At 70.5% G+C, this 26901-nt stretch carries 28 protein-coding genes; 16 read left to right on the top strand and 12 right to left on the bottom strand.

From position 1 onward, the window contains the following. The first annotated feature begins 92 nt into the window (after positions 1-92). Positions 93-1691, top strand: a complete 1599-nt coding sequence (locus GXW71_RS03410; protein WP_211850987.1) for an ABC transporter substrate-binding protein — start codon at positions 93-95, stop codon at positions 1689-1691. 55 nt (positions 1692-1746) lie between these two features. Continuing rightward, the gene (gene mepA, locus GXW71_RS03405) at positions 1747-2556 is read left to right on the top strand and encodes a penicillin-insensitive murein endopeptidase (RefSeq protein WP_367617241.1); all 810 of its coding nucleotides are present in this window, start codon (positions 1747-1749) and stop codon (positions 2554-2556) included. Positions 2557-2577: 21 nt separating this feature from the next. Here the strand turns inward: mepA and GXW71_RS03400 are convergent, their stop codons facing one another. Then, on the bottom strand, positions 2578-3246 hold the full coding sequence (locus GXW71_RS03400) for a DNA-3-methyladenine glycosylase family protein (protein ID WP_211850985.1): 669 nt from the start codon (positions 3244-3246) through the stop codon (positions 2578-2580). Positions 3247-3447: 201 nt separating this feature from the next. Between GXW71_RS03400 and GXW71_RS03395 the strand changes: the two genes are divergently transcribed. The 5 genes from GXW71_RS03395 (at position 3448) to GXW71_RS03375 (ending at position 8224) form a co-directional block, all read left to right on the top strand. Continuing rightward, positions 3448-4176 carry a response regulator gene (locus tag GXW71_RS03395; RefSeq protein ID WP_211850984.1) on the top strand — a complete coding sequence of 243 codons (729 nt, stop codon included), beginning with the start codon at positions 3448-3450 and terminating at the stop codon, positions 4174-4176. Then, the gene (locus tag GXW71_RS03390) at positions 4173-5624 is read left to right on the top strand and encodes an ATP-binding protein (protein ID WP_211850983.1); all 1452 of its coding nucleotides are present in this window, start codon (positions 4173-4175) and stop codon (positions 5622-5624) included. The genes GXW71_RS03395 and GXW71_RS03390 overlap by 4 nt, the downstream gene beginning before the upstream one ends. A gap of 162 nt (positions 5625-5786) precedes the next feature. Next, a complete protein-coding gene (locus GXW71_RS03385) occupies positions 5787-6344 on the top strand; it encodes a LemA family protein (protein ID WP_211850982.1) in 558 nt (185 codons plus the stop codon). 25 nt (positions 6345-6369) lie between these two features. Next, entirely contained in the window at positions 6370-7566 is a 1197-nt protein-coding gene (locus GXW71_RS03380; RefSeq protein ID WP_211850981.1) for a M48 family metallopeptidase, read from the top strand. A gap of 109 nt (positions 7567-7675) precedes the next feature. After that, a complete protein-coding gene (locus GXW71_RS03375) occupies positions 7676-8224 on the top strand; it encodes a DUF5675 family protein (RefSeq protein ID WP_211850980.1) in 549 nt (182 codons plus the stop codon). A gap of 56 nt (positions 8225-8280) precedes the next feature. On the opposite strand, the gene GXW71_RS03370 is transcribed toward GXW71_RS03375, so the two are convergent. The 6 genes from GXW71_RS03370 to GXW71_RS35115 all read right to left on the bottom strand — a co-directional run bounded on the left by GXW71_RS03370 (position 8281) and on the right by GXW71_RS35115 (position 14089). Continuing rightward, positions 8281-8958: a DUF882 domain-containing protein gene (locus GXW71_RS03370; RefSeq protein ID WP_211850979.1), complete on the bottom strand. Its 678-nt coding sequence runs from the start codon at positions 8956-8958 to the stop codon at positions 8281-8283. 6 nt (positions 8959-8964) lie between these two features. Beyond that, positions 8965-10491 (bottom strand): L,D-transpeptidase family protein, encoded by a 1527-nt coding sequence (locus GXW71_RS03365; RefSeq protein WP_211850978.1) that lies wholly within the window; start codon positions 10489-10491, stop codon positions 8965-8967. A gap of 168 nt (positions 10492-10659) precedes the next feature. After that, a complete protein-coding gene (locus tag GXW71_RS03360) occupies positions 10660-10899 on the bottom strand; it encodes a hypothetical protein (protein ID WP_211850977.1) in 240 nt (79 codons plus the stop codon). A 159-nt stretch (positions 10900-11058) separates the two neighbouring features. After that, positions 11059-12258, bottom strand: coding sequence for a zinc metallochaperone GTPase ZigA (gene zigA / locus GXW71_RS03355; protein WP_211850976.1), 1200 nt, complete (start codon positions 12256-12258; stop codon positions 11059-11061). Next, the gene (locus GXW71_RS03350) at positions 12255-12932 is read right to left on the bottom strand and encodes a DUF1826 domain-containing protein (RefSeq protein WP_211850975.1); all 678 of its coding nucleotides are present in this window, start codon (positions 12930-12932) and stop codon (positions 12255-12257) included. Before GXW71_RS03350 ends, zigA begins: the two co-directional genes overlap by 4 nt. 227 nt (positions 12933-13159) lie before the next feature. Then, positions 13160-14089, bottom strand: coding sequence for a S1C family serine protease (locus GXW71_RS35115; RefSeq protein WP_211850974.1), 930 nt, complete (start codon positions 14087-14089; stop codon positions 13160-13162). Positions 14090-14330: 241 nt separating this feature from the next. Between GXW71_RS35115 and GXW71_RS03340 the strand changes: the two genes are divergently transcribed. Beyond that, a complete protein-coding gene (locus tag GXW71_RS03340; RefSeq protein ID WP_246526237.1) occupies positions 14331-15533 on the top strand; it encodes an MFS transporter in 1203 nt (400 codons plus the stop codon). Between the two features lie 3 nt (positions 15534-15536). On the opposite strand, the gene radC is transcribed toward GXW71_RS03340, so the two are convergent. The 4 genes from radC to GXW71_RS03320 all read right to left on the bottom strand — a co-directional run bounded on the left by radC (position 15537) and on the right by GXW71_RS03320 (position 18584). Beyond that, complete coding sequence (gene radC / locus GXW71_RS03335) at positions 15537-16298, bottom strand: RadC family protein (RefSeq protein ID WP_211851105.1); 762 nt, start codon at positions 16296-16298, stop codon at positions 15537-15539. 69 nt (positions 16299-16367) lie between these two features. Then, positions 16368-17174, bottom strand: coding sequence for a type I methionyl aminopeptidase (map, locus tag GXW71_RS03330; protein WP_211850972.1), 807 nt, complete (start codon positions 17172-17174; stop codon positions 16368-16370). Positions 17175-17255: 81 nt separating this feature from the next. Continuing rightward, positions 17256-17648, bottom strand: coding sequence for a hypothetical protein (locus tag GXW71_RS03325; RefSeq protein ID WP_211850971.1), 393 nt, complete (start codon positions 17646-17648; stop codon positions 17256-17258). A gap of 60 nt (positions 17649-17708) precedes the next feature. Beyond that, positions 17709-18584 (bottom strand): class I SAM-dependent methyltransferase, encoded by an 876-nt coding sequence (locus tag GXW71_RS03320; RefSeq protein ID WP_211851104.1) that lies wholly within the window; start codon positions 18582-18584, stop codon positions 17709-17711. A 130-nt stretch (positions 18585-18714) separates the two neighbouring features. Between GXW71_RS03320 and GXW71_RS03315 the strand changes: the two genes are divergently transcribed. The 5 genes from GXW71_RS03315 to GXW71_RS03295 all read left to right on the top strand — a co-directional run bounded on the left by GXW71_RS03315 (position 18715) and on the right by GXW71_RS03295 (position 22558). Beyond that, positions 18715-19326 (top strand): cysteine dioxygenase family protein, encoded by a 612-nt coding sequence (locus GXW71_RS03315; protein ID WP_211850970.1) that lies wholly within the window; start codon positions 18715-18717, stop codon positions 19324-19326. Further along, positions 19326-20912, top strand: coding sequence for a rhodanese-like domain-containing protein (locus tag GXW71_RS03310; RefSeq protein ID WP_211850969.1), 1587 nt, complete (start codon positions 19326-19328; stop codon positions 20910-20912). The genes GXW71_RS03315 and GXW71_RS03310 overlap by 1 nt, the downstream gene beginning before the upstream one ends. A 152-nt stretch (positions 20913-21064) precedes the next feature. Further along, on the top strand, positions 21065-21781 hold the full coding sequence (locus GXW71_RS03305; protein ID WP_246526253.1) for a ComF family protein: 717 nt from the start codon (positions 21065-21067) through the stop codon (positions 21779-21781). Positions 21782-21812: 31 nt separating this feature from the next. Then, positions 21813-22070 (top strand): glutaredoxin 3, encoded by a 258-nt coding sequence (gene grxC / locus GXW71_RS03300; RefSeq protein ID WP_211850967.1) that lies wholly within the window; start codon positions 21813-21815, stop codon positions 22068-22070. After that, positions 22067-22558 (top strand): DUF1178 family protein, encoded by a 492-nt coding sequence (locus GXW71_RS03295; protein WP_211850966.1) that lies wholly within the window; start codon positions 22067-22069, stop codon positions 22556-22558. Before grxC ends, GXW71_RS03295 begins: the two co-directional genes overlap by 4 nt. On the opposite strand, the gene ubiG is transcribed toward GXW71_RS03295, so the two are convergent. Then, positions 22547-23269: a bifunctional 2-polyprenyl-6-hydroxyphenol methylase/3-demethylubiquinol 3-O-methyltransferase UbiG gene (gene ubiG / locus GXW71_RS03290; protein ID WP_211850965.1), complete on the bottom strand. Its 723-nt coding sequence runs from the start codon at positions 23267-23269 to the stop codon at positions 22547-22549. The genes GXW71_RS03295 and ubiG overlap by 12 nt on opposite strands. A 123-nt stretch (positions 23270-23392) precedes the next feature. Between ubiG and GXW71_RS03285 the strand changes: the two genes are divergently transcribed. From GXW71_RS03285 to GXW71_RS03275, 3 genes are all read left to right on the top strand, one after another. Next, complete coding sequence (locus GXW71_RS03285; RefSeq protein ID WP_211850964.1) at positions 23393-24616, top strand: aspartate kinase; 1224 nt, start codon at positions 23393-23395, stop codon at positions 24614-24616. A gap of 6 nt (positions 24617-24622) precedes the next feature. After that, on the top strand, positions 24623-25657 hold the full coding sequence (locus tag GXW71_RS03280; protein ID WP_246526235.1) for an NAD(P)H-dependent flavin oxidoreductase: 1035 nt from the start codon (positions 24623-24625) through the stop codon (positions 25655-25657). Positions 25658-25842: 185 nt separating this feature from the next. After that, positions 25843-26868 carry a helix-turn-helix domain-containing protein gene (locus GXW71_RS03275; protein ID WP_211850962.1) on the top strand — a complete coding sequence of 342 codons (1026 nt, stop codon included), beginning with the start codon at positions 25843-25845 and terminating at the stop codon, positions 26866-26868. Positions 26869-26901: the final 33 nt, after the last annotated feature.

Here is a 26901-nt window from a genome sequence, read left to right as displayed (position 1 = left end):
AACCCCTGGCATTCGGTTTGCATCCAAACCCGGCGTTGACCGCCTTTCACCATTCCAGCATCGTTTCACGATTCAGGATCAGGAGGCTCTCCATGCGCCGCCGCAGCCTTGTCGCCTCCGGTGCGACAGCCCTCCTGGGATCGGCGCTCGGCCGGCCGCGACTGGCCGCAGCACAGGGGGCGCCGGGGCGGCGCATCCTGCGCTTCGTCCCGCAGGCGGACTTGGCGCTGCTCGATCCCATCCACAGCGTCGCCTTCGTCTCCCGCAACCACGCCCTCATGGTCTACGACACTCTCTATGGCTGGGATTCCAATCTCCGCGCCCAGCCGCAGATGGTCGAGGGCCATCGCGTGGAGCAGGACGGGAAGCTCTGGCTGCTCCGCCTGCGCGAGGGCCTGAGATTCCATGACGGGGAACCGGTGCGCGCGCAGGATTGCGTGGCCAGCATCAAGCGCTGGGGCCAGCGCGACGGCTTCGGCCAGGCCCTGATGGCCGCGACGGACGAAGTCGATGCGGCCGATGACCGCACCATCCGCTTCCGCCTGAAGAAGCCGTTTCCGCTGCTGCCCGATGCACTGGCCAAGGTGGGCACGCATGTCGCCGTCATGATGCCGGAGCGCCACGCCTCCCTGCCGTCGAGCCAGCCGGTGCCGGAGATGATCGGCAGCGGCCCCTTTCGCTATGTGGCGGAAGAGCGCCTCGCCGGGGCGCGCAATGTCTATGCGAAGAACGAAGCCTATGTGCCGCGCAGCGAGCCGGCCTCCTACCTCTCCGGCGGCAAGGTGGTGCATTTCGACCGCGTCGAATGGCTGACCCTGCCCGATGCCGCGACCGCCAGCGCCGCCCTGCAGCGCGGCGAGGTGGATTGGTGGGAATTGCCGGCGGTGGATGTGGTGCCGCAGCTCCGGCGCGCGCGGGGGCTGAAGGTGGAGGCGCTGGATCCGCAGGGCGCCGTGGGCTTCTTTCGACCGAACAGCTTGCATCCGCCCTTCGACAATCCCGCGATCCGCCGCGTGATCATGCGCTCCGTCAACCAGCGCGACTTCATGATCGCCGCGGCGGGCGAGGATCAGCGCAATTGGCACGTGCCCTATGGCTTCTTCCTGCCCGGCAGTGCGATGGCGAGCGAGGAAGGCTTCGACATCCTGCGCAACCCGCTCGATGCCGCCGCGGCGCGGCGCGAGCTGGAAGCGGCGGGCTACAAGGGCGAGAAGGTGACCTTCCTCGCGGCGACCGACTTCCCGGTGATCAACGCCATGTCCGAAGTGGCGGGCGACCTGATGCGGCGGATCGGCATCAACCTGGATTATGTCGCGGCCGACTGGGGCAGCGTGGTGCGCCGCATCCTGAACCAGGATCCACCGGACCGCGGCGGCTGGAACGCGACAGTGAGCTGGACCGCCGGCAGTGCCCAGGCGAACCCGGCGGGCAACCTCCTGATCCGCGGCCACGGCCGCAACGCCATCTTCGGCTGGCCGACCAGCCCTGATCTGGAAGCCCAGCGCAATGCGTGGTTCGACGCGCCGGATGATGCGACGCGCGCGGCGCTGGGGCGGCAGATGCAGCGCCAGGCCTTCCAGGACGTGCCCTACGTCCCGCTCGGCCAGTTCTTCCAGCCGACCGCCTATCGCGCGGATCTGGACGGCATGCTGAAGGGGATCGCACTGTTCTACGGCATCAGGCGAGTCTGACGGCGCCCGGGCTCCGCGCGGACCGCGGCCCGGCGAGGAGGCGTGGTTGAGCAGGGTGGTTGGGTTGCTGCTGGCGCTGCTGGCCTCGGTGCCGGCGGCGGCGCAGCCGGCGGCGAGCTGGGCGGCGCTGCAGACGCCGGTGCCGGGCGCGCCGCGGATCATCGGATCGACCGGCCTCGGCTGCATCGCGGGTGCCGTGGCATTGCCGACCGAAGGGCCGGGCTGGCAGGCGGTCCGTCTCTCGCGCAACCGCAACTGGGGGCATCCGGTCACCATTGAGGCGGTGCGCGGCCTCGCGGCGCGCGCTCGCACCGCAGGCCTGCCGGATCTCTGGATCGGGGATCTCTCGCAGCCGCGGGGCGGGCCGATGCCCTTTGGCCATGCGAGCCATCAGGCCGGGCTCGATGTCGATGTCTGGCTCGACCTCGCCCCGAAGCCGCTGCTGCCGCCAGCGCAGCGCGAGCAGATCCGCGAGACCTCGCTGGTGCTGCCGGATGAGAGCGATGTGGACCCGGCGCGTTTCACCGAAGGTCACGCACGGCTCATCCGCATGGCGGCGGAGCTGCCGGGGCTGGACCGCGTCCTGGTGAACCACGGCATCAAGCGCGGGCTCTGCCGGATGCATGGGGGTGAGGCCTGGCTGCGCCGGGTGCGGCCCTGGCGCGGCCATGACAGCCACATGCATATCCGGATGCGCTGCCCGCCGGGGCAGGGCGAATGCCGCGACATCGCCCCGCCGCCGCCCGGCGATGGCTGCGACGCAAGCCTGGCCTGGTGGCTGAGCGAGGAAGCGCGCCACCCGCCACGCCGTCCGCCAAGCCCGCCACCGGTGATGCCGGCGGCGTGCACGGCGCTGGCGCGGTGAGGGTGTAGACCGCGAGGGCGCCTACCCCTCCCCAGCCTCGCGCCCCGTGACATGCCGCCAGTGATGCCAAAGCAGCCGCGCGGCGAGGGACCGCCAGGGCTTCCACTCCTCCGCGAGCGCCACCAGCGCCTTGGGCGAAGGCCGCACGTCCAAGCCGCGCAGCGAGGCGAGAGCGGCAGCGAGCGCCACGTCGCCGGGCGGGAAGACATCCGGCCGCTGCAGCCCGAACAGCAGGTGCACCGATGCGCTCCAGGGACCGAGGCCCGGGATGCATGCGATCGCAGCGATCGCCTCCGCATCCGGCAGCAGCGCCACCGCATCGAGGTCCAGGGCGCCGCTGGTGCAGGCGGCGGCGAGGGCCCGGACATGCGCGACCTTGGGGCGGGAGAGGCCGGCGCCGCGCAGGGCATCCTCCTCCAGCAGCAGCAGGCCGGCCGGGGTCAGCGCGCCGGGCAGCGCCGAGAAGCGGGCCCAGATCGCGCCCGCAGCCTGGTTCGAGATCATCTGGGCGCAGATGGTGCGCAGCAGGCCGGCGAAGCCGGGATCGCGCCGGCGCCAGGGCAGGGGGCCGGCGGCGGGGCGGATGCGCGCGAGGTCCGGATGCCGCGCCTCCAGGGCGATCAGCCCGGCCTCGGCCCAATCGGGAAGGAGGAGGGGGGCGGCGGGGAGCCCTGAGGGGGAGTTCGGCATCCCCGCCGCTATAGTCCGCCGGTCGCCGCTAGGGGATAGGGGGACGGCGCCGGTGGTGAAATGCAGATGGCGTGCCTTGAGGGCCACACCAAGGCTTCCTCGCGTACCTGTTGGCAACGGAACGCTACGCAGCCGGCCTCTGCAACAGGCGGATACAACCTACCCCGTGTAACCCGCCGCCGGCGCGCTATTGTAACAGCCATGGACGCCACACCGCATATCCTCGTTGTCGACGACGATCGCGAGATCCGCGATCTGCTGTCGAAATTCCTTGAACGCCAGGGCATGCGCGTCTCCGCCGCGCGCGACGCGCGGGAAGCGCGCCGGCTCTGGCCGCTCGGGCGTTATCACCTTGTCGTGCTCGACCTGATGCTGCCGGGCGAGCCTGGGCTCGACTTCGCGCGATGGCTCCGCCAGCAATCCGATGTCCCGATCGTGATGCTGACCGCCATGGGCGAGGAGACCGACCGGATCATCGGGCTGGAGCTCGGCGCCGACGACTACGTGCCGAAACCCTTCAACCCGCGGGAGCTGCATGCGCGCATCCGCGCCGTGCTGCGCCGGGCGCCGGGGGGCGGCGAAGGCAACGCCAAGGAGCCGCCGGCACGCGCCATCACCTTCGCCGGCTGGACGCTGGAGCCGGCGCGGCGCCGCCTGCTCAACCCGGACGGCGCCGAGGTCGCGCTGACCGGCGGCGAATACGAGCTGCTGCTGGTGCTGGTCGACCGGCCGAACCGGGTGCTGACCCGCGACATGCTGATGGACCTGCTCCACAACCGCCAGGCCGGGCCCTTCGATCGCGCGATCGACGTCGCCGTCTCCCGCCTCAGGCGCAAGCTGGAGGATGATGGCCGCAACCCCTCGGTCATCAAGACGGTGCGCGGCGGCGGCTATGTGCTCGCCGCCGATGTCGAGAAGCAGGGCGCATGAAGCTTCGCCTGGCGCCGCAATCGCTCGGCGGACGTACGGCCCTGGTGCTGATCCTGGCTTTGATGGCGGTGCAGACGGCGGGGCTCGGCATCCATGCCCTCGACCGGGTCGACCTGCAGCGCTACGCGCAGGCACGGGAGATCGTGTCCCGCAGCTTCGGCGTCTGGCGCACCGCGGTGCTGTCGCCGCCCTTCGCGCGCGGCCGCATGGTGGCGGAGCTCGACCTTCCGGACGGGATGACGGCGGAAATCTCCGACCAGCCCGTGGTGCGACCGGGCATGCCGCCGCCGCCGCTCAGCGCGATGCGGCTGTTCCGGCTGGAGCAGATGGTCGTCGCCGCCGGTCCACCGCCGCCGCGTTACCGCGAGGAGCCGCCACCGCCGCCGCCACGCCACCGCGAGGAACCGCGGGAGCGGATGCTGATGGGCGAGGCGCCGTCCCGCCTGGCGCGGGCGCTGGAGCGTCTGCGCCCGCGGGAGGTGCTGGTCGCAGCCAATGGCCCCTTCGGTTTCCTGGCATCGCTGCAGACGCCGGATGGCGACTGGCTCAACCTGCGCGCCGAGTTGCCGCCTCCGCGGCCCTGGCATTCGGAGACCTTCCTCGCGGCCTTCCTGGTGATGACGGTCGCCGCCATCGCGCTGATCCTCTGGGCCGTGGCGCGGCTGACCAAGCCGGCCCGGGTGCTGGCGGAAGCGGCGGAGCGGCTCGGGCGCGACGTGAACGCGCCGCCGCTGGATGAGAAGGGGCCGTCCGAGATCGCGACTGCCGCGCATGCCTTCAACACCATGGCCGGGCGTATTCGCCGCTTCGTCGCCGACCGCACGCAGATGCTGGCGGCGATCGGGCACGACCTCAGGACGCCGATCACCCGCCTCAGGCTACGCGCCGAGTTCCTGGACGACGACGAGCAGCGGCGGAAGATGCTCTCCGACCTCGACGAGATGGAGGCGATGATCGCGGCGACGCTCGCCTTCGCCCGCGACGAGGCTGCGCATGAACCGGCGGCCGCCGTCGACCTCGCGGCACTCTGCCGCACCGTCGCCGATGAGGCGACCGACTCGCATCCCGACATTGCCGAGCGGATCGATTATCAAGGGCCGGAGCGGCTGGTGCTGCGGGCAAGACCGGTGGCGCTGAAGCGGGCGCTCGTCAACCTGGTCCGCAACGCCCTGAACTACGGCGGCGCGGCGCGCCTGTCCCTGTCCCAGCCACAGGGCGGCATGGTGCGGCTGACGATCGAGGATGACGGGCCGGGCATTCCCGAGAACGAGATGGAAAACGTCTTCCAGCCGTTCCGGCGCCTGGAGACCAGCCGCAACCGGGAAACCGGGGGCACCGGCCTCGGGCTGCCGATCGCGCGCAACATCCTCCGCGCCCATGGCGGCGACGTGGTGCTGCGCAACCGGGCCGGGGTGGGGCTGACGGCAGTGGTGACGCTGCCGGCCTGACCCCGGCGGCAGCCGGGGCCAGTGCGCGATGTTACTTTTCCGATCCGGAATTCTGCGCTCTTACCTCCGGCGCTTGGGGTTTTCCTCCCAATCAGCACTCTGTCACGCGCCGCGGCGAATCCCTAGAATGCAGCGCCCGCGCAACGAAAGGCTGCTTCCCTCATGGAATGGATTTTCCTTGGCGTCATCGTCCTCCTGCTGCTCTGGCTGGTCGTCACCTACAACCGGCTGGTTGCGATGCGGCAGACGACCAACCAGGCCTGGTCCGATGTCGACGTGCAGCTCAAGCTTCGCCATGACCTGATCCCGAACCTCGTCGAGACCGTGAAGGGCTATGCCGCGCATGAGCGGCAGACGCTGGAAGCGGTGATCGCCGCCCGCAATGCCGCCGCCACCGCGAGTGGGCCGCAGCAGCAGGCGGTCGCGGAGAACCAGCTCAGCGGCGCGCTGCGCCAGCTCTTCGCGCTGTCGGAGGCCTATCCGGACCTCAAGGCGAACGAGAATTTCATGGGCCTGCAGCGCGAGCTGAGCGACATCGAGAACAAGATCGCGGCGGCGCGGCGCTTCTACAACAACGCCGTCAGCGAGTATAACGCGATGCGCGAGAGCGTGCCGGCGGTGTTCTTCGCAGGCAGCCTCGGCTTCCGTGAGCGCGCCTTCTTCGAGCTCGACGAGGCCGAGAAGGCGGCGGTGAAGACGACGCCGCAGGTCAAATTCTGACTGAACGGGTCCATCGGAGGACGCGATGCAGAGCTACGGCCTCCGCACCCATATCTGGAACAACCAGTGGAAATCCGGGCTGCTGTTGCTCGGGTTTCCCTTCCTCCTGGCGCTGATGGCCTTCGGGCTGGCGCTGATCTTCAACGACGACCCGCGCGGCCTCCCCTTCGCGATCCGCGCCGCGCTGCGCCACTTCCCCTGGTATTTCGGAGTGGCGCTCGCCGGCGCCGGCATCTGGTTCCTGATCGCCTGGAAGGCCAACCAGGTGATCGTGGACATGATCACCGGCGCGCATCCGGTGACGCGGGAGCAGGAACCGGAGCTCTGGAACCTGCTCGAGAATCTCTGCATCTCGCGCGGCATCACCATGCCGCGGCTCTCGATCATTGAAACCGCGGAGCGCAACGCCTTCGCCTCCGGCCTGTCGCTGCACAAGGGTTCGGTGACGGTGACGCGTGGGCTCATGAATGCGCTGACGCCGGCCGAGCTGCGCGCGGTGCTGGCGCATGAGCTGACCCATATCCGGAATGGCGATTCGCGGCTGGCGATCATCGCCATGGTCTTCGCCGGCGTCATCTCCCTGGTCGTCGAGCTGCTGTTCCGCAACTGGCGGATCGGGCGCTCCTCCGATCGCCGCGGCAATGGGGCTGCAATCGCGATCGGCGTGGCACTGGTCTTCATCGCCTATGCCTTCGCCTTCGTCCTGCGCTACGCCCTGTCGCGGAACCGGGAATACCTGGCCGATGCCGGTGCGGTGGAGCTCACCCAGGATGCGGACGCGATGATCTCGGCGCTGCGCCGGATCGAAGGCCGCAGCGCCATGCCGGAGATGCCAGGGCAGGTGCGGGCGATGTTCCTGGACGATCCGCCGGCGAAGAGCTGGTTCTCGGGGCTGACGGCGACGCATCCCTCGATCGACGCGCGGGTGTCGGCGCTGGTGCGCCAGGCGGGCGGGCGTGATCCGGGACCACTGCCCGACCTCGAGCCGGAAGCCCCGGCCGAGCCGCCGCCCTGGAGCGGGGAAGGGTCGTCCCAGCCATCCCCATCGCCCTGGGGTCAAGGCGGCACGCAGCCAGCGGGAGGCTCGGCTGGAGGCGCTGGCAGCCCCTGGGGAACCGCACCATTGCCGACGCCCGTACCGGCCCCCCTGCCTGGCCAGACCGGCCCGGCAGCCGCCCCCTGGTGGCAAGGACCGGCCAGAGGCGGCGGACGCCAGGGTTAGACGTCAGTCCCGAGGAAGCTGCCGTACCTCATGGGGCACGACACGCAGCCGTGAATCGCCAAGGATATATCATTTCGATATCGGTACTATGTCCAGTGACGAGGCAGCCATGAAACTCACCCTGACCCGCTTCATCGAAATCGAGGATGCCACCATCGGCACCTTGGCAGTCGACGGCGTGTTCCAGTGCTTCACGCTCGAGGATGTCGAGCGCCTGGAGAAAATCAAGGCGGTGACCGCCATCCCGACCGGCGACTACCAGGTGCAGCTCACCGAGAGCCCGCGCTTCTCCGACAAATACGAGGCGAAGGGGCTGGGCCGTCTGGTGCCGCTGCTGATCGGCGTGCCCCGCTACAAGGGCGTGCGCATCCACGTCGGCAACAAGGCGACGCATTCGGAAGGCTGCATCCTGGTCGGCAACTGGGACAAGACCGCGAAGAAGGCGGCGATCACCGGTTCGACCGCAGCCTACAAGAGCCTCCAGGCGCGGCTTTCGAAGGCGAAGGACGAGATCCGCATCAAGATCGTCAGCCAGACCGGCAAGTTCGAACAGAAGGTCTCGCATCCCAGCCCCTTCCTGTTCCGGGGCATGTTCGGCGGCACCAACATGTGCACCATGCAACCGGTCGAGCCGGGCTGGAGCCCCTTCGGCCGCTGACCCTGCCGGGCGGGGCATCTCCTCGCCCACGGCTCTTTCCGCCCGAGGCGGATCCGCTACCAGCGGCGGGCGGGGCCGCAATCCAGGTGGACGAAGCCGTCGCGGCGGTAGAGGCCGACGCCGCCGGTCTGCAGCTCGGCCGCCAGGCGCGCCATCTGCAGCGGATTGCGGTCGGCCAGCCGGACATCGGCCGCCATGCCCGACATGTGCAGCGACACGCGGGAGACGCGGCGGGAGCGCCGGGCACCCGCGGCGTTGGTCTCGGGCGCGCGATAGCCGCTGATCACGTCGAAATGGTCTTCGCTCTGCATATGCGTAGCGATCGTGTGCAGCACGTCAAAGAGGCGCGGATCCATCGGTGTGACCTCATCGCGCGAAGGATCACGGAAGACCTGGTTTAGCTTCGACAGCGCTTCCCGGTCATAGCGGCCATCGCGCCAGTAGACCCCAGCAAAGCTCTCGCCGGTCTGGACGCGGCGGATGCGGACGACGCGGGGTGCGCCGCTGGCGCCGGCCGGCGTGCGCGGCGCGCCGGCTGCGCCGGACGGATCGGGCGGCGGGGCATCGGTCGTGCCGGCGGTCTGCGGCGGCGCGACCGGTGCGCAGGCCATGGCGGAGAGGGTGAGAAGCCCGACGGCGCCGCGCAGCAGATTGCGCCGAAGGGGAGATGGCGCTGCATCCGGCTCGTCGGCGGCGCAGCAAGGGCAGTGATCCGTATGGAAGAGACGCGTCATTGTCACTCAGCGGCTGGCGTTGCGCGCGGCGACCCGCTGACGGGGATCGCCGGCTTCCATCGCGCGCATGTAGGACCGGTCAAGGCCGTAAATGTCCTGGCGCATGGAGACGCGGCCGTCCTGCACCACCGCGGTGGTGTAGAGAAGGGCCACCGGGATGGAACGCGCGATCGTGACCCCGGCGGTGGCGCGGCTGTCGAGTGCCCGTTGCACGCGGGCGCGATCCCAGCCCGCGGTGCCGGCGAGCGCGGCGTCGAGCATTTCCATGGGACGTTCGAGTCGGATGCAGCCGGAGGAGAAGGCGCGGTCCGGACGGCGGAACAGATGCCGGTCCGGCGTGTCATGCATGTAGATATCTTCGCCGTTCGGCATGATGAACTTGATGCGACCGAGCGCATTCGCATCGCCCGCGTCCTGACGAATGAAATAGGGGAAATTGGTCCGGGTGAAGCTGGACCAGTCGAGCGTCGTCGGATCGACTTCCGTGCGTTCGCCGCCCACGACCTGATAGAGGCGGAAGCCGCGCGCCTGCATGCCAGCGGGATCGCGGCGGAAGCGGGGAAGCAGGTCGTCGCGCGCGTTGCGCTCCGGCACGCCCCAGCTCGGGTTGAACTGGACCGCCGTCATGCGCACGCGCATCAACGGCGTGGCGCGGTCCGGCCGACCGACGACGACGTTCATCGCCAAGGTCTCGCGGTTGCCCTCCAGCAGCCGCAGGCGTTGATGCGGCAGATTGACCTCAATGCGGCGCTCGGTCTCCGAAGCGACGAGGCCGCGGCGCATGTCGAGATTGACGCGGAGCTGGTTGATCCGCGTCTCCGCCGGCTGGTTGAGCGCGGCGAGGGTGATGCGGCCGATGCGCCCATCCGCCTCGAAGCCTTCGCGCGCCTGCCAGCGCTTCACGGCGTCGACCAGGGGCTGGTCGTAGATCGCGCTGTCGGTGCTCGGCAGGTCGGCCAGCGCCGGATCCTCGAGTGCCAGGCGGCGCCGCAGGATCGGGATGCGGGCGGCATCGCTGCTGCCCGGCTCAATGGTGCCGGGACCATCCGTCGGGATGGCGGGGAAGGGGCCGCGGGCGGCGACGGCGCGCGCCTCGGCCAGCGCCGTGCGCAAGGCGGCGGCCTCCGGCGGCAGCAGGGCGACACGTTCCATGACGGCGGCGGGATCGGCGCCGGTGGCCAGCGCCTCCCGCCAGGGGGCGAGCGGATGGGCGGCAGCATCGCGGCGGATATCCGGGCGCCCGCCGACGAAGCGGCCGCGGCCCAGCAGCAGGTCGGTCAGCACCGCGTCCGTCGCGGCGGCCAGGGTGCTGCGCCAAGCGGCGTTGTCCGTGGCGGCCAGCGCGTCGTCCGGGATCGGGTACCAGGCAGGGTCGAAGCCATCGGTCCCAACGGCCCGCAGCCGAGCTGCGAGGGCCAGCAGCGCGGTATCGCGGGCGGCGAAGCCGCTCAGCGGCGGCGCCTGAGCCGGGGAAAGCGGCGCGGCCGCAGCAGAGCCGGGTGCTGCCAGGCTGGCAGGGACCGGGTTGGCCATGGCGGCGCCCAGAGGCACGGCCGCGGAAAGGGCGAGAATGAGAATAGGGCGCACGAGATCAGGTGATACCCGATCCATTTCGACAATGCCAAGTCTTGCAGTCGCAGCACGTCGGCACTGTCTTAACAGATAGTTAAGACAAGGTGCGACGAGCCAGCCCGGTCGGCCTCACTCCTCGTCGGAAGCACCGCGATTCTGCCTCTGCAGGGCAGCGAGCAGGCCGCGCGGCACGACCGTCGCGCCGGTGTTGCTGCCCGGCGTCACCGCAATTTCCGCGATCGCCGTCCGCAGCCGTTCTTCAAGCGCGATTTGGAAACCGAAATCCCGCGCGATCAGCGCGTCGGCCATCGCGCGCAAGGCAACGACAACCCCTGCCGCCACGGCGGCAAGGTCGGGTTCGGCCTCCATGACGCTCTCCGGGTAAGGGGTGTGTAGGTGATTGATGGAGAAGGAGCTGCTGATAGGCAATCGGAAAGCCGGACGCATTTGCGTTATTTCGTAGATTCGTCTTCAATTAAATCTCAATTGCTCGGCAGCCGGACGCTCCTCGCCCGGCCACATCAGACCCTAACCTTGCCGCCAGGCCGGAAAGGGATCGGCGAATTTCGTCCAGGCTTTCGGGCCGCCGCGCATCTCCGCATCGGTGAGCAGGCAGGCGTCGAGGTCGCGACGCAGCCCGGCCTCCTCCATGCCGACGCCGATCAGCACGATCTCCTGCCGACGGTCGCCATAGGGCTCGACCCAGTTCGCCTTCACGCCGGCGATCCAATCCGGGTCGTCCGGCCAGTGCGACGGGTCGGCGGCCGCCCACCAGAGCCCCGCCGCCTCATGGCGCCCGATGCTGCCGGCGAGTTGCCAGGATCCCGCCCAGGGCATGCGCGTCGCCAGCCAGAAGAAGCCCTTGGCGCGGATCACGCCGGGCAGGGAACCTTCGATGAAGCTCTTGAAACGTGCCGGATGCAGCGGCCGCCGCGCACGCCAGACGAAGCTCGTGATGCCGAACTCCTCGCTCTCCGGCAGGTGGCCGCCGGAAAGCGCCTGCGCCCAGCCTGCCGCCTGCTGGGCGCGCGCGAAGTCGAAGCGGCCGGTGCCCAGCACATGCGCGAGCGGCACCTGGCCATGCATGGTGGAGAGGATCTCGGCACCGGGGTTGAAGGTGGCGAGAATGCCGGCGAGGCGGCGCAGATCATCCTCGCCGACCAGGTCGGCCTTGTTCACCACGATGACATCGGCGAACTCGACCTGCTCGACGAGCAGGTCGACCAGCAGGCGATGATCGTCCTCGCCGAGGCTCTCACCGCGGGCGGCGATCGTCTCGGCGCTTTCGTAGTCGCGCAGGAAGGAAGCGGCGTCGACCACGGTGACCATGGTGTCCAGACGCGCGACATCGGCGAGCGAGAAGCCGTCCTCGGCGCGGAAATCGAAGGTGGCGGCGACCGGCATCGGCTCGCTGATGCCGGTGCTCTCGATCAGCAGCGCATCGAAGCGGCCTTCGCGCGCCAGCTTCGCGACTTCCTGCATCAGGTCCTCGCGCAGCGTGCAGCAGATGCAGCCGTTCGACATCTCGACCAGCTTCTCCTCGGTGCGGGAGAGGGTGCCGGTATTGCCGACCAGGGCGGCGTCGATGTTCACCTCGCTCATGTCGTTGACGATGACGGCGACGCGGCGGCCTTCGCGGTTGGCAAGGACGTGGTTCAGCAGTGTCGTCTTCCCGGCGCCGAGGAAGCCCGACAGCACGGTGACGGGCAGGCGGGTGGTCGCGCTCATTCCAGGGGGATCCTTCCGGGAGCATCGAGGCAGAGCAGCAGGCGAGGGCCAGCGCGGAAGCCGACCCGGGGCGAGCGATGGATGCAGCCGGCGCCCGCATTCCCCGGATGGCCCTCGCCCTTCAGGATGGCGACCGCGCCGCGCGGGATACGCATGACCGGGAGGGCAGGGTCATCGAGGCTGCGGGCGACCGGTGCGCCGCCGGCGAGCGGCAACCACTCGGTCCCGGCGCCGCGATAGGTGCAGAGCAGGCGCAGCCCGACGGCATCGGCGTGCCAGCGATGGCAGGCCCGGCCGGCGATGCCTTCGAGCCGGATGCGGACGTCGCCGCCGGTATCGGCGATGGCCGCGAAAGCGACAGCCAGCCGGCGGATGTCGAGCAGCAGGTCGAGCGGCGCCGGGCGCGGCAGGGCACCCGCCAGGGCATCGACGGCCTGGTCCGGCGCATCCTCGGCGGTGGCGGTGAAAGGGGCCTCCGCGGCCAAGGCCGCGAGCGCGCGGGAGAGCGCGTCCGGGATATCGCGATGCCAGATGGCAAGGTTGTTCTCCGGCCGCAGGATGCCGATCAACACATCCGGATCGGCCGAGGAGGCGGCGCCGCAGCGCCAGGTCGGGACCTCCGCGCCAGGCGAGACGGAAGCAGCGGGGAAGCTCTCGAGCAGCAGGCCGGACATCGGCAGGGGCCATAACGTTATAATATAACATATCCTGCGCAACATGACCCTGCAAGGGGCGGCAGTGCCGGCCCCCGCACCGCCCTCGGGCCCGGCGGCGCTGAAACATGGTCCGTTCGCCTGCGCTCACGAACCCATGCTTCAACCCATTGTTCGACCGCGTGATTCAGACTTTCCGGCTGGACTGGCCTCAAGCCATCACGCTCTCGTCGACGCGACGATGCCGGTCAGCGCAGGCAGCGCAGGAACAGCACCGAGCGGTCCGCGATCTCACCCACCTCGGCCGCGCTGCGCAGGGGATCGCGGCCTTCGCTGGGCGCGATCGTCACGTTCTGCTCGCGGAGAAAGGCAATTGCTTCAGCGCCTTTGACGGCAAAGTTCACGTTTTGCGGGATGTCCCCGGTGCGCTGCGCGATACGCTGGGCGTTGAGTTTCGATACCACGACGCCGACCACGAGGCCGGACATGTCGAGCAGCGGGCCGCCAGAATTGCCCGGTTGTACCGGTGCGCTGATCTGGATCTGGCGCGCGTCATCGCCGAGGCCGGCCAGCGCCGAGATATCGCCGGTGGTGAGGGTGGGGCCGGAGGATAGCAGGCCAGCCAGCGGGAAGCCGTAGGTCACCACCGTCTCGCCACGCCGCGGCGGCGGGCTGCCCCGGAAGGACAGCGCCGGGCCGACATCGCCATCCACCGCCAGGATCGCCAGGTCGCGGTTCCGGTCGCTGGCCAGGACCCGGGCAGTGATATCGCTGCCGTCCTGGCGGCGAGCCTGCATCTCCTGGCAGCGCTCGACGACATGGTGGTTGGTCATGATGCGGCCGGGCGCGACGACGAAGCCGGTCCCGGAGGAGACGGCACGGCGGCCCGGCGCCCCCGGGCCAGGACCGGGGCCGCTCCCCGGCGGCAGCGGCGGCGGCTTGGTCGTCGGCAGGCTGGCCTGGGCGCCCGGCCCCGGGGGGCGGCTGCCCTGCTGCTGCGGCGGGCGCGCGATCGAGGGCAGCGGCGGCGGCTTGGTCGTCGGCAGCGCCTGGACCTGAGGCTGGCCCTGCTGCGGCTTGACCTGCGCCTGGGCCGGGCTTTCGCCGAGCGTGACGGCGCAGGCGACAAGGGCCGCTAGGCCCTTGAGGAGCGGAGGCCGGGAGATTTCGATGCGCATGCACAAAGGCTGCCGCCGGGAAGGGGGTTCGGTCAACCGAGAAGACGGTTCCCAGGACGAAACGACACATCACGTCCATGCTGGCGCCGTCGCCGCCGCCTCGGGCACCCCCCTGGGTTGCAGCGGCGGGATTGCCATGCCAGGGGCAGGCGAATTTGTGCATTGCACCCCTGTGTAATGGCAGCGTCCCCGGCCCCGATCCGGTGTCTATAGCTGCACCGCATAATTCATGGGTATGCCTATGAGCAGCGCATCAGTGACTGCCGGCGCGGCCGGCGTCTCGCACGGACCGGCGCTGGACGGGTGGGTGGTCCTGGCCATGGCGGCCACCTGCGGGCTGGCCGTCGCCAATATCTACTACAACCAGCCGATGATGGCCGAGATGGCCGCGAGCTTCGGCCTGTCCTCCGGTGCGGCCGGCGCGGTGCCGACGGCCGCCCAGGCGGGCTATGCGATCGGCCTGCTGTTCCTCGCCCCACTCGGCGATCGGCTGGAGCGGCGCGGGCTCATGCTGCGCATGCTTGCAGCACTCGTCCTCGCCCTGGCCGCCGCCGCCGCTGCGCCGAGCTTTGCCGTGCTGATCGCCGCCTCCTTCCTCACCGGCGCGCTCGCCACCGTCGCCCAGCATGTGGTGCCGATGGCGGCGCATCTGGCGACGCCGGCGCGGCGGGGACGCGTGGTCGGCACCGTCATGGCCGGGCTGCTGATCGGCATCCTGGCGGCGCGCACCGTCTCCGGCGTCGTCGTGGAGCTGCTCGACTGGCGGGCCATGTTCTGGATCGCGGCCGGGCTGATGGCCGTGACCGCCGTCGTGGTCCGGTTGGTCTTCCCGAAGGCGGAAGCGACCTCGCGGCTGCCCTATCCGCAGCTCATGGCCTCGCTGCTGGACCTGTTCCGGCGCGAGCGGGTGCTGCGCGAGGCCGCCTTCGAACAGGCGATGCTGTTCGGCGCCTTCAGCATCTTCTGGTCGACGCTGACCCTGCACCTGGCGAGCCCCGCCTATCATCTGGGCCCGGCAGCGGCCGGGCTGTTCGGCCTGATCGGCATCGTCGGCGTGCTCGCGGCGCCCTTCTCGGGACGGCTCGCCGACCGCGGCGCCCCGCGGCGGATGGTCGGGCTTGGCATTCTGCTGGCGCTGGCATCGTTCGCCATCTTCGCGCTCTTCGGCGAATCCCTGGCCGGGCTGGTCGCGGGGGTCATCCTGCTCGACCTCGGCGTGCAGGGCGCCCAGATCTCCAACCAGACCCGCATCTTCGCGCTGCAGCCCGAGGCGCGGGCGCGGATCAACACGATCTACATGGTGACCGTCTTCGCCGGCGGCGCGCTCGGCTCGGCCGCCGGGACGGTGGCCTGGACGCTCGGCGGCTGGCCCGCGGTCACCGCCTGCGGGCTGATCTTCTGCGCGGTGTCATTGGCGATCTTCGGGCTGACCCGGCAGCGATAGGGCTCAGCCGCGCAGCAGCCCCTCCTGCCGGAAAGACAGGTGGCGCCCGCGGCCGATGATGATGTGGTCGTGCAGCACGATGCCGAGCGCCGTCGCCGCGTCCTGGATCCGCTTCGTCGTCTCGACATCCGCCCGCGATGGCGTCGGGTCGCCGGAGGGATGGTTGTGCACCAGGATGAGCGCGGTGGCGCCGAGTTCGAGCGCGCGCTTCACGATATCCCGCGGATAGGCCGGCGTGTGGTCGACGGTGCCGCGCGCCTGCGCCTCGTCGGCGATCAGGCGGTTGCGGATGTCGAGGAACAGCACGCGGAACTGCTCGACCGGCTCGCGTGCTAGGACGGCGGTGAGATAGGCGATCAGCCGTTCTCCGTTGTCGATCATCGGGCGGTCCAGCAGCTCGGCGCGGGCCAGCCGCAGCGCCGCGGCCTGCACGGTCTTGAGCGCCGCAGCGCCGGCGTCGCCGAGATCGGGCACCGTGCGCAACTCCGGCACCGACGCGCTGATCGCCGCGGCGAAACTGCCGAAGCGGGTCAGCAGCGCCCGCGCGATCGGCTTGGTGTCGCGGCGCGGCAGCGCGAGGAAGAGCAGCATCTCCAGCAATTCGTGGTCGAGCAGCGCCTCGGGCCCGGCATTGAGCAGCTTCGTGCGCATGCGGGCGCGATGGCCTTCCGGGCCGGGCGCCGGTTTGGCGTTCGGGCGCGCGCCGGGCGCGGGCTCGATCAGACCGGGAAGGGGCGCCTCTTCGAGGCCGGTCGGGCGGGGCATGGCATCCGGCAGGGGTGTGCGGACCATGGTCCCGTCATGCCCGGGGCGCCGTCAAGCACCCGGGGATGATCAGTTCCCGTAGGGCGGCTTGTGCAGGCCGGCGGGCGAGATGGTGAAAATCTCTACCCCGTCCTCGGTCACGCCCACCATGTGCTCGAACTGCGCCGAGAGGCTGCGGTCGCGGGTGACCGCGGTCCAGCCGTCGTCGAGGATCTTCACCTCGGGACGGCCGGCATTCACCATCGGCTCGACGGTGAAGAACATGCCAGGCTTCAGCACCGGGCCTTCGCCCGGGCGGCCGAAATGCAGCACGTTCGGCGGCGCATGGAACTCGCGCCCGATGCCGTGGCCGCAGAAATCGCGCACCACGGAGAAGCGGTGCTTCTCGACATAGGCCTGGATCGCGTGGCCGACATCGCCGAGCGTCGCACCCGGGCGGATGACCGCGATGCCGCGCATCATCGCGTCATAGGTCACGTCCATCAGCAGCCGCGCCTTGGTCGAGGCCTCGCCCGCCACATACATGCGGCTGGTATCGCCATGCCAGCCATCCAGGATGACGGTGACGTCGATGTTCACGATGTCACCCTCCACCAGCACCCGCTCGCCCGGGATGCCGTGGCAGACGACATGGTTGATCGAGGTGCAGGAGGATTTGGTGTAGCCGCGATAGCCGAGCGTCGCCGGCACCGCCCCATGGGCGAGCATGAAGTCGTGGCAGAGCCGGTCGATCGCCTCGGTGGTGATGCCGGGCCGGACATGGGGCGTGATCATGTCGAGCGTCTCGGCGGCCAGGCGGCCGGCGCGGCGCATGGCGGCGAAATCCTCGGGGCTGTGCAGCGGGATGCGGCGCGATTCGCGGCCCGACTGTTCCATGGCGCTAGTTTCCGGTCACAGGCATGTCGACGGAAAATGCGCGACGGGGGCGCCTGTTGCAAGCGCCGGCGCCCCGCGCCCTCAACGGAACAGCGCCGCGTAGCGGTCGCGGTAGGCATGGACCAGCACCACGCCACAGAGGACCATGACCGCGGCGATCGGGATGCCGCCGGGGTTCAGGACCAGGTGGAACAGCGCGATCACCGTCATGACAGGGGCGAGCAGCGCCAGCCCGAAGGCGGGCACGACGTTCAGCAGCAGGCTGAGCCCACCCAGCAGGTTCACGATTTTCAGCAGCGGCCAGAGGAAGCCCGAGGCTTGCAGCCCCTGCTCGAAGGCGAGGCCGGCCGGAGAAGTCGGCGGGTGGATCAGGTGCTCGCCGGTGGCGAAGAACCAGAAGCCGTCGGCCGCGCTGACCAGGAACAGCAGGCCGAGCAGGGTGCGCGGCAGGTGGACAAGGAGGACACGGGTCATAGGCAAGGCCTTCAGATTGAGATCGAAACAAGGCCCAGCATCCCTGCCGCTGCCTCGTCGTCAATGCCTAGGCCCGGCCTTCTCTCCCGTGCTGTGCTCTTCGGCACCCAGCGCATCGGCCAGGCGCGCCGTGGCGCTGCCTGGGCGCGCAGGCTGCGGCTGGTTCGCTGCCGGTGCCCAGCCGGTCATGACCAGCAGCCGCAGCGGGATCTCGGCCGGCAGCTTCGCCGCGGCCATCGGCAACAGGGCGCGGGGCGGGGTGCGCGGGTCGCGCGCCAGGACCGCATTCTGCTCCCCGGCGGCGCGCAGATCGGCGAAGAGCGCCAGGGGATTGCGGTAACGCAACGTGATCGTCTCGGCATCCGCGACCGGCAGCGCGAAGCCGGCCCGCTGCAACAGCCCCGCGCAGTCGCGAAGGTCGGGGAAGGGCGACACGCGGGGGGAGAGCCCGTCGCGCAGCGCCGTCTCCGCCTCCGCCAGCGCGTCGCGCAGCGGCTGCAGGGTGCCGAGGCCGGGCAGGGAGGCCAGGAAGAGGCCGTCCGGCGCCAGGGCCCGGCGGATCTGGATCAGCGCCCCTGGCAGGTCGTTCACCTGGTGCAGGGACAGCGATGCGACGACGAGGTCGAAGCTGGCCTCGGCGAAAGGCAGGAACTCCTCGTCGGCGGCAACCGGCAGGCCGCCGGCCCGCACTGCCATGGCGGGGGCGAGGTCGGCCGAGACCACGAAAGGCACGCCCCGCGCGGCCAGCAACGGCGCCACGACGCCCCGCCCGCCGATCTCCAGCGCCCGGGCGAAGCGCCGGGTGGTGTCGTCCAGCCGGTCCAGCAGGCGCTCGGCGCAATCGGCCAGGATCGGCGCGACCTCGCCCACCCGGCCGGCGGCACGGGCGCGGCGGCGTGCTATAAGGCGGCGGTCGAAGATCCGCATATTGTCCATGCCCGCGACATGCGCCCGCGGGTCGCGCCACGCAAGCCGCGGCACGCCAGGAAAGATCATGCTTCCGAGTGGTTTCGGAGGAGCAGGACCTCCTCTAGATTGCCACCTCGGGGAAACGAAGGAGCCTGCCATGAACGCATCCGATATCGCCGCCGCCCGCACGGCCGCCGTTGCCGCCACCATCGAGCGCATCCGCGCCATTGAGGCCGACCAGGGCGTCACCCGCGCCTCCCTCGATGCGATCAAGACCGAGATGCTGGCGCTGGCGGCCCAGGAACACCTGTTCCCGCTGGCCGAGTTCTCGCCGCCGCCGGCGGGTGAGAAGGGCTCCCGCCGCTATCTCCTGCAGGAGGACCCGAATAATCGTTTCGCGCTCTACATGAACGCGCTGAACCCGGGCAATTCGACCAAGCCGCACGACCACACCACCTGGGCGGTCGTCGTCGCGGTCGAAGGGCAGGAGCTGAACAAGGTCTACAAGCGCTTCGACGACGGCAGCGATCCGGATCGCTGCGACCTCCGTGTCGACCACGAGGTGATGGTGGAACAGGGCCGCGGCATCGCCCTGATGCCGGAGGACATCCACTCGATCCACACCACCGGCGATCGGCCGACGCGGCACCTGCACATGTACGGCCTGGCGCTGGAGAAGCTCGACAACCGTCGCGCCTTCGATGCCGAGACCGGCGAGGTGAAGCCCTACAACAAGAACTTCATGGCCCCGACCGCGGGCGGCCGCTGATGCGGAGGATCGCGCCCGCCGCCTTGAAGGCGGCGCTCAGGGACGGCGGGGAACTCGCGATCCTGGACGCGCGGGAGCCGGGCGAGTTCGGTGCCGCACATCTCTTCTGGGCGGTGCCGTGCCCGCTCTCGGTGAAGGAGGTCGCGGCGCGTGCGCTGCTGCCGCGCAAGGACACGCGCACCGTCTGCGTCGATGGCGGCGAAGGCCACGCGGACGCGCTGGCGGCCTATCTGACGGAGATCGGCTGCACCGATGTCGCGGTGCTGGATGGCGGCACGCCGGGCTGGAAGGCGGCAGGGTTCGAGGTGTTCTCGGGCGTCCACGTGCCTTCCAAGGCCTTCGGGGAATGGGTGGAGCACCACTACGCGACGCCCTCGATCGACCCGCCGGAGCTCGACGCCATGCTGCGCTCCGGCATTCCGATGGTGGTGCTCGACAGCCGGCCGATGGACGAGTTCCACAAGATGGCGATCCCGACCGGCATCAATGTGCCGGGGGCGGAACTCGCCTATCGCGTGCGCGACATCGCGCCCGATGCGGGCACCACGGTTGTGGTGAACTGCGCCGGCCGCACGCGTTCGATCCTCGGCGCCGAGAGCCTGCGGCAGGCCGGCATCCCGAACCGCGTCGTAGCACTCCGCAACGGCACCATGGGATGGGAGCTGGCGGGGTTCAAATCCGAGCACGGCCGCACTGAACGCTACGAGGACGTGATCCCGGAGAGCCTCGATGCCGCCCTCGCGGCCGCGAAGGCCTTCGCGGACCGGCATGGGGTGAAGGCCTGCACGCGGGCCGAGGCGATCGCCATGCAGGGCGATGCCGGACGCACGACCTACCTCCTCGATGTGCGCGATCCCTCGGAATACGCCTTCGGCCATCTGCTCGGCAGCCGCTCGGCGCCGGGCGGGCAACTCGTGCAGGCGACCGACCAGTGGGTCGCGGTGCGCGGCGCGCGGATCGTGCTGATCTGCGACACTGGCGTGCGCTCCCGCATGACCGGCGCTTGGCTGCGCCAGCTCGGCGGCTGGGAGGTCTTCGTCTGCGAGGACGCGCTGTCCGGCCGCGTCGAGGAAGGCTTCGGCCGACCGGAGGTGCCGGAGGCGGCAGCCCTGAAGCCCGCCTATGTCACGGCACCCGAACTGGCGGCGCAGCTTTCGGACGGGGCGGCGCAGGTGGTGCAGATCACCCGCTCCATCGCTTTCCGCGAAGCGCATCTGCCCGGCGCTGTCTGGGGTATCCGGGGGCGCCTGGCGGCGCTCGCATCGCAGCTTCCCGCCGACCGGCGGCTGATCGTGGCGGGCGATCAGGACTGGCAGGCGCGGCTGGCGGCGGAGGAGCTGCAGGCCGCCGCGAAGGCCCCGGTGCGGGTGCTGAAGGGCGGGCCCGCAGCCTGGAAGCAGGCGGGCTTTCCGCTTCGCGCCGATCGCCGGACGCCGCCCGACGAGGCCTGCGTGGACTGGTACCTGCGGCCCTATGACCGAAACTCCGGCCAGGAAGCGGCGATGCGCGAGTACCTGGCCTGGGAAATCGACCTGGTGCAGGCCGTCGAACGCGACGGCGACGCCCGCTTCGGGGCCTGGGGCTGAGCGAAGGTGGTCCTGTCCCGGAAGGGGCTTTGCCCCTCCCGGACCCATCCCACCAGGAGCCTGCAGGCCCAGGAGGCTCCGGCCTCCTTGCGGGTGAGGTCCGGAGAGGGCAACGCCCTCTCCGGGACAGTGCCCGCCTCGCCGGCCGCTGGCTGCTCGACGCCCTGCTGCCGCCGCGCTGCCTGACCTGCGAGGCGCCGGTGACCGCCCAGGGGACGTTCTGCGCCACCTGCTTCGGCGGGCTGAGCTTCATCACCGCCCCGCTTTGCCGTCGCTGCGGCGTGCCCTTCGCCCAGGCGACCGAAGCCGGGGCGGGCGGGCTCTGCCCGCGTTGCGTCGCGTCGCCGCCGGTCTTCGCCGTGGCGCGGGCGGCGCTCCGTTACGACGAAGGTGCCAAGCGGCTGATCCTGCCGCTGAAGCATGGCGGAAGGGTCGAGCTGGCCCTGCCGCTTGCCCGCCAGATGGCGCGCGCAGGAGCCGCGTTGCTGGCGCAGGCGGATGTGCTGGTGCCGGTGCCGCCGCACCGGCTGCGGCTGCTGGCCCGGCGCTACGACCAGGCGGCGCTGCTGGCGCGCCACCTCGCGCGGCTCTCGGGCCTGCCCTGGCTGCCGCGTGGCCTGCGCCGGGTGCGGCGCACCATGGCGCTCGCGGACCTGGGCGCCGCCGCACGGGCGCGGCTGGTGGAAGGGGCATTCGCCCTGACCCGGGGAGGGGCTGTCGCAGGCCGGCATGTGGTGCTGGTCGATGATGTCGTGACCTCCGGCGCCACCGCCGAGGCCTGCGCCCGGGTGCTGCTGGCGGGCGGCGCGGCTTCGGTCGCGGTGCTCGCCGCAGCACGCGTACCCGACCCGCGCGGGGCAGGGACTTGACCGGGCCTGCCGTTCATCCAGATTTCACGGTATGCCGACCATTGAAATCTACACTCAGGACTGGTGCCCCTACTGCGATCGCGCCAAGGCGTTGCTGGACCGCAAGGGTGTGCCCTACCGCGAGATCGCAGCGAATCCGGGTTCCGCCCTGCGCCAGGAGGCGCGGGAGCGGTCGGGGGGGCGCACCTCGGTGCCGCAGATCTTCATCGACGGTGCCCATATCGGGGGCAGCGACGACCTGGCGGCGCTCGATCGCGCCGGCAAGCTCGACCTGTTGCTGGCAGCATGATCCGTTACACCCTCCGCTGCACCGCCGCCGCCCATGGGACGGCGCCGCATGAATTCGACAGTTGGTTCAAGGACAGCGACGGCTTCGACAAGCTGACGGCGGCCGGAATGGTGCAATGCCCGGCCTGCGGCGGCAGCAAGATCGCGCGCGCCCTGATGGCGCCGGCGATCCCGAAGAAGGGCCGCCCGGCGCGCAACGCGAAGCCTGAGGCGCTGCCGCCCGCGCCGGTGCCGGAGGCGCCGCAGGCCGCGGCGGCCGGGCCGATGCCGCCCCAGGTGATGGCGCTGCTGCAGCGCATCCGCGCCGAGGTGGAGAAGTCCTGCGACTATGTCGGCCAGGACTTTGCCGAGGAGGCCCGCAAGATGAGCCGGGGCGAGAGCGAGCGCCGCGGCATCTACGGCGAGGCCAGCGAGAGCCAGGCCGAGGAGCTGCGCGAAGAGGGGATCGAGGTCGGCCGCATCCCCTGGGTGCCGCGTTCAGACGCCTGAGCCCCGCTCCGCCGCCAGGATGTAGTTCACCCCGAGGTCCCGGCTCTCGCGCCAGCGGCGGGTGAGGGGGTGCATGGTCATTCCGGCGATATCGGTCACCCGGAGCCCCTGGACGCGCAGCAGCGCACCGAGCTCGCCCGGGGAGATGAACATCCGCCAGTCATGGGTGCCGACCGGCAGCAGCCGCAGCAGGTATTCGGCGCCGAGCTTGGCCATGAGATAGGCGCGCGGGGTGCGGTTCAGGGTCGACAGGAACAGCATCCCGCCTGGCTTCAGCGCCCCGGCCAGCCCGGCCAGGAAAGCATCGCGGGCCTCCACATGCTCGATGACCTCGAGCGCCATGACGGCGTCGAAGCGGGCGTCCGGGGGCAGGTCCTCGGGACCGCCCTGGCGGTAGTCGATCGCGAGCCCCCCGGCCTCGGCATGGGCGCGGGCAATGGCGAGCGCCTCCGGGGCGGCATCCATGCCGGTCACCCCGGCGCCGCGCCGGGCCAGGGCTTCGGAGGCAAGGCCGGCACCGCATCCGATATCCAGCACGGAGACACCCTCCAGCGACCCACCGTGGCGGGCGGCCAGGCGCTCGGCGATCCAGCCGGTGCGCAACGGATTCATGGCATGCAAGGGTGCCATCGGGCCGTGCGGATCCCACCAGCGGGCCGCCAGGGCGTCGAATTTCGCCACCTCCTCCGCTCGCGCCGTCCCGCCTGCCACGCTCCAACCCTCCGAAACTCTGGTTGCGGGTTGCCCGCCCGCTGGGTATCTGTCCCGCCCCGCAGCGCCGCGCAACCGCCGGCGCTCCGTTTTCCTTGACCGACCGGGAAGCGCACCAGGCCCATGGCCCGCATCGTGATGAAGTTCGGCGGCACCTCCGTCGCCGATCTGGACCGTATCCGCAACGTCGCCGACCGCGTGAAGCGGGAGGTGGAGGCTGGGAACGAGGTCGCCGTCGTTGTCTCCGCCATGGCGGGGGTGACCAACCAGCTCGTCAAATGGTGCCAGGAGCTGTCGCCGCTGCATGACGCCCGGGAATACGACGCCGTGGTCGCGACGGGGGAGCAGGTGACGACCGGGCTGCTGGCGATCGCGCTGCAGACCATCGGCATCGATGCCCGGTCCTGGCAGGGCTGGCAGGTTCCGATCACCACCGACGGCGCGCATGGCAAGGCGCGGGTCGAGGCGATCGACGGCTCGCTTCTGATCGAGCGCATGGCCCAGGGCCAGGTGCCAGTGGTCGCCGGCTTCCAGGGGGTGGAACCCGCCCGCAACCGCATCACCACGCTCGGCCGCGGCGGCTCGGACCTCTCGGCGGTCGCGATCGCCGCCGCAGTGCAGGCCGATCGCTGCGACATCTATACGGACGTGGACGGGATCTACACGACCGATCCCCGGATCGTGCCGCGCGCCCGCAAGCTCGAGAAGATCTCCTACGAGGAGATGCTGGAACTGGCGTCGGTGGGTGCCAAGGTGTTGCAGACCCGCTCGGTCGAGCTCGCGATGAAGCAGCGGGTGCGCGTGCAGGTGCTGTCGAGCTTCGAGGACAAGCCAGGCTCCCTGGTGGTGGATGAGGACGAGATCGTGGAACAGCCAGTGGTCAGCGGCATCGCCTATTCCCGCGACGATGCGAAGGTGACGCTGCGGCGGGTGCCGGACCGGCCGGGGATCGCGGCCGCGGTGTTCGGCGCGCTGGCGGCGGCCAATGTCAATGTCGACATGATCGTGCAGAACATCGGCGCGGACGGCTCCACCGACATGACCTTCACGGTCGGCAAGGCGGATCTCGCCCGCGCCCGGGTCACCCTGGAGCGGGCCCAGGCCGATCTCGGGCATGAGGCGATCATCGCCGATCCGGACGTCGCCAAGATCAGCGTCGTCGGCATCGGCATGCGCAGCCATGCGGGCATCGCCAACACCATGTTCAAGGCGCTGGCCGAGAAGAACATCAATATCCAGGTCATCTCGACCAGCGAGATCAAGGTGAGCGTCCTGGTCGGCGTCGAATACACCGAGCTCGCGGTGCGGGCGCTGCACACCGCCTACGGCCTGGACGGGCCGGGCTGAATGGCCATGCACGGGCACGCCGCCATCACGCGGCTGATGGCGCGCGGCGCCGAGTTCCTCGGCGCCCGCTACGCGTTGCTGGGCGGCGCCATGAGCTGGGTGAGCGAGCGCCACCTGGTCGCGGCGCTATCCAATGCCGGCGCCTTCGGGGTGATCGCCTGCGGGGCGATGATGCCGCCGCGCCTCGCCGAGGAGATCACGGCGACCCAGGCGCTGACCGACCGGCCCTTCGGCGTGAACCTCATCACCATGCATCCGAACCTGATGGAGCTGGTGGAGGTCTGCCTCGAGGCCAAGGTCGGCCATATCGTCTTCGCCGGCGGCATCCCGCCCGGCCCCGCGATCCGGCGGGCGAAGGAGGGGGGCGCGAAGGTGATCTGCTTCGCGCCGGCGTTCGCGCTGGCCAAGAAGCTGGTGCGCTCCGGCGCCGATGCCCTGGTGATCGAGGGCAGCGAGGCCGGCGGGCATATCGGCCCGGTCAGCCTGAACGTGCTGGCGCAGGAGATTCTGCCGCATATCCGCGATGTCCCGGTCTTCGTCGCCGGCGGCATCGGGCGCGGCGAAGCCATCCTCTCCTACCTGGAGATGGGGGCGGCCGGCGCCCAGCTTGGCACCCGCTTCGTCTGCGCGACCGAAAGCATCGCGCACCCCAAGTTCAAGCAGGCCTTCATCCGGGCCGCCGCCCGTGACGCCCTGCCCACCGTCCAGATCGATGAGCGCTTTCCGGTCATACCGGTCCGCGCCCTGGTGAACCAGGGCACGCGGCGCTTCATGGAGCACCAGGCCAAGGTGCTGGCGCGCTTTACCTCCGGCGAGCTGGCGAAGGAGGAGGCGCAGCTCGACATCGAGCACTTCTGGGCTGGCGCGCTGCGGCGCGCGGTGATCGACGGCGACGTCGAGAACGGGTCCTTGATGGCCGGGCAGAGCGTCGGCATGGTGCTGCGCGAGGAACCCGTGGCGGCGATCATTGCCGAGCTGGTGGATCAGGCCGCGGCGGCCTACGAGAACCGGGGGCACCCAGCCGAAAGCGTGCCGGCCTGAAGCCCGATCGCCGAGAACGCCCGAATCCCGTGATCGGGCCAAGGCCGGCCATGATCGCTTCGACGTGGACCGGCCGTGGCCCAGGTGACCATATGATGAAGCCCTGTGGCGCGCCTTGCTCCGCTCGCGGCGCGGGTTTGATTCGCGCCTCGCGCCGGGCTAATTGAGGCCGGATGCCGAATGACATGAAGCGCATTGCCCGTCCGGACCTGACCGCGGCTGAAGCCTCCCGCCTCGGCGAGGAGTTGCGCGAGGCGCGGATGGCATTGGGCGTCTCGGTCGCCGACATGGCGCAGCAGATCCGCATCCGGCGCATCTACCTCCAGGCATTGGAGGAAGGCCGCCTGCAGGACCTCCCCGGGCAGGCCTATGTCGTGGGTTTCCTGCGCAACTACGCCAATGCCCTCGGGCTCGACACCGACGAGGTCCTGCGCCGCTTCCGCGAGGTCTCCGAACCCGGCGGTCCCAAGGCGAATCTGGTCTTCCCGGAGCCGGTGCCGAGCCGCGGCGTGCCCGCGGGCGCGGTGATGCTGGCGGGCGCCGTGCTGGCGGTCGGTGCCTATGTGTTCTGGTACAATTGGTCCGGCGGCGGCCCGCGCGTGGTCGACGGCGTTCCGCCCCTGCCGCCGCGGCTGGAGCAGGCAGCCGACGAGATCGCCCCACGCCCACCCGCCCAGGTTGCTGCGGTGGCCCCTCCCGCGGAAGCTCCGGCAGCACCTGCCACCCGCGGTCTGGCGCCCCCCGCCGCTCAGCCGGCAGCACCTTCGCCAACCCCGGGCGCGCCGCCGACGAGCGCTCCGCCCACGGCCGCAGCACCGCCAACCGCGCCCGCAGCCGGCCAGACGGCAGCCACGCCGCCGGCAGGCGATGGGTCCCGTATCACCCTGCGTGGCAGGAGCGAGGCCTGGATCCAGTTGCGCGACACCCGTGCCAACCGCGTCATCACCGACCGCGTGCTCCGCGCCGGCGAGACCATGGCGGTGCCGCTGCGGGAGGGGCTGATGCTGACCACCGGCCGCGCCGAGGGCATGGAGCTGCTGGTCGACGGCAACCCAGCGCCCGCGCTGCAGAACATCGTGGGGGTGCGCCGTGACATCCCGATGGATCCCGACCGTCTGATGGCCGGGCCGCTGCCGGCGCCCCCGCGTCCGGCGCAGCGTGAGCAGCGTGAACCCCAGGTCATTCGCGATCAGCCCTATCAGCCACAATAGCGCCAGGCGCCTTGGCGCCGGCGGCAACGCCGC

Origin of the sequence: Plastoroseomonas hellenica (genome assembly GCF_018129085.1) — a bacterium.
Lineage (GTDB): Bacteria > Pseudomonadota > Alphaproteobacteria > Acetobacterales > Acetobacteraceae > Plastoroseomonas > Plastoroseomonas hellenica.
The sequence above is the reverse complement of the archived record's forward strand: the minus strand, read 5'-3'. Positions and strand labels throughout refer to the sequence as shown.

Coding starts and splice junctions, on each gene's coding strand:
- GXW71_RS03410 (WP_211850987.1), top strand. CDS start 93: ATGCGCCGCCGCAGCCTTGTCGCCTCCGGTGCGACAGCCCTCCTGGGA.
- GXW71_RS03400 (WP_211850985.1), bottom strand. CDS start 3,246: ATGCCGAACTCCCCCTCAGGGCTCCCCGCCGCCCCCCTCCTCCTTCCC.
- GXW71_RS03395 (WP_211850984.1), top strand. CDS start 3,448: ATGGACGCCACACCGCATATCCTCGTTGTCGACGACGATCGCGAGATC.
- GXW71_RS03390 (WP_211850983.1), top strand. CDS start 4,173: ATGAAGCTTCGCCTGGCGCCGCAATCGCTCGGCGGACGTACGGCCCTG.
- GXW71_RS03385 (WP_211850982.1), top strand. CDS start 5,787: ATGGAATGGATTTTCCTTGGCGTCATCGTCCTCCTGCTGCTCTGGCTG.
- GXW71_RS03380 (WP_211850981.1), top strand. CDS start 6,370: ATGCAGAGCTACGGCCTCCGCACCCATATCTGGAACAACCAGTGGAAA.
- GXW71_RS03375 (WP_211850980.1), top strand. CDS start 7,676: ATGAAACTCACCCTGACCCGCTTCATCGAAATCGAGGATGCCACCATC.
- GXW71_RS03370 (WP_211850979.1), bottom strand. CDS start 8,958: ATGACGCGTCTCTTCCATACGGATCACTGCCCTTGCTGCGCCGCCGAC.
- GXW71_RS03365 (WP_211850978.1), bottom strand. CDS start 10,491: ATGGCCAACCCGGTCCCTGCCAGCCTGGCAGCACCCGGCTCTGCTGCG.
- GXW71_RS03360 (WP_211850977.1), bottom strand. CDS start 10,899: ATGGAGGCCGAACCCGACCTTGCCGCCGTGGCGGCAGGGGTTGTCGTT.
- zigA (WP_211850976.1), bottom strand. CDS start 12,258: ATGAGCGCGACCACCCGCCTGCCCGTCACCGTGCTGTCGGGCTTCCTC.
- GXW71_RS03350 (WP_211850975.1), bottom strand. CDS start 12,932: ATGTCCGGCCTGCTGCTCGAGAGCTTCCCCGCTGCTTCCGTCTCGCCT.
- GXW71_RS35115 (WP_211850974.1), bottom strand. CDS start 14,089: ATGCGCATCGAAATCTCCCGGCCTCCGCTCCTCAAGGGCCTAGCGGCC.
- GXW71_RS03340 (WP_246526237.1), top strand. CDS start 14,331: ATGAGCAGCGCATCAGTGACTGCCGGCGCGGCCGGCGTCTCGCACGGA.
- radC (WP_211851105.1), bottom strand. CDS start 16,298: ATGCCCCGCCCGACCGGCCTCGAAGAGGCGCCCCTTCCCGGTCTGATC.
- map (WP_211850972.1), bottom strand. CDS start 17,174: ATGGAACAGTCGGGCCGCGAATCGCGCCGCATCCCGCTGCACAGCCCC.
- GXW71_RS03325 (WP_211850971.1), bottom strand. CDS start 17,648: ATGACCCGTGTCCTCCTTGTCCACCTGCCGCGCACCCTGCTCGGCCTG.
- GXW71_RS03320 (WP_211851104.1), bottom strand. CDS start 18,584: ATGGACAATATGCGGATCTTCGACCGCCGCCTTATAGCACGCCGCCGC.
- GXW71_RS03315 (WP_211850970.1), top strand. CDS start 18,715: ATGAACGCATCCGATATCGCCGCCGCCCGCACGGCCGCCGTTGCCGCC.
- GXW71_RS03310 (WP_211850969.1), top strand. CDS start 19,326: ATGCGGAGGATCGCGCCCGCCGCCTTGAAGGCGGCGCTCAGGGACGGC.
- grxC (WP_211850967.1), top strand. CDS start 21,813: ATGCCGACCATTGAAATCTACACTCAGGACTGGTGCCCCTACTGCGAT.
- GXW71_RS03295 (WP_211850966.1), top strand. CDS start 22,067: ATGATCCGTTACACCCTCCGCTGCACCGCCGCCGCCCATGGGACGGCG.
- GXW71_RS03285 (WP_211850964.1), top strand. CDS start 23,393: ATGGCCCGCATCGTGATGAAGTTCGGCGGCACCTCCGTCGCCGATCTG.
- GXW71_RS03280 (WP_246526235.1), top strand. CDS start 24,623: ATGCACGGGCACGCCGCCATCACGCGGCTGATGGCGCGCGGCGCCGAG.
- GXW71_RS03275 (WP_211850962.1), top strand. CDS start 25,843: ATGAAGCGCATTGCCCGTCCGGACCTGACCGCGGCTGAAGCCTCCCGC.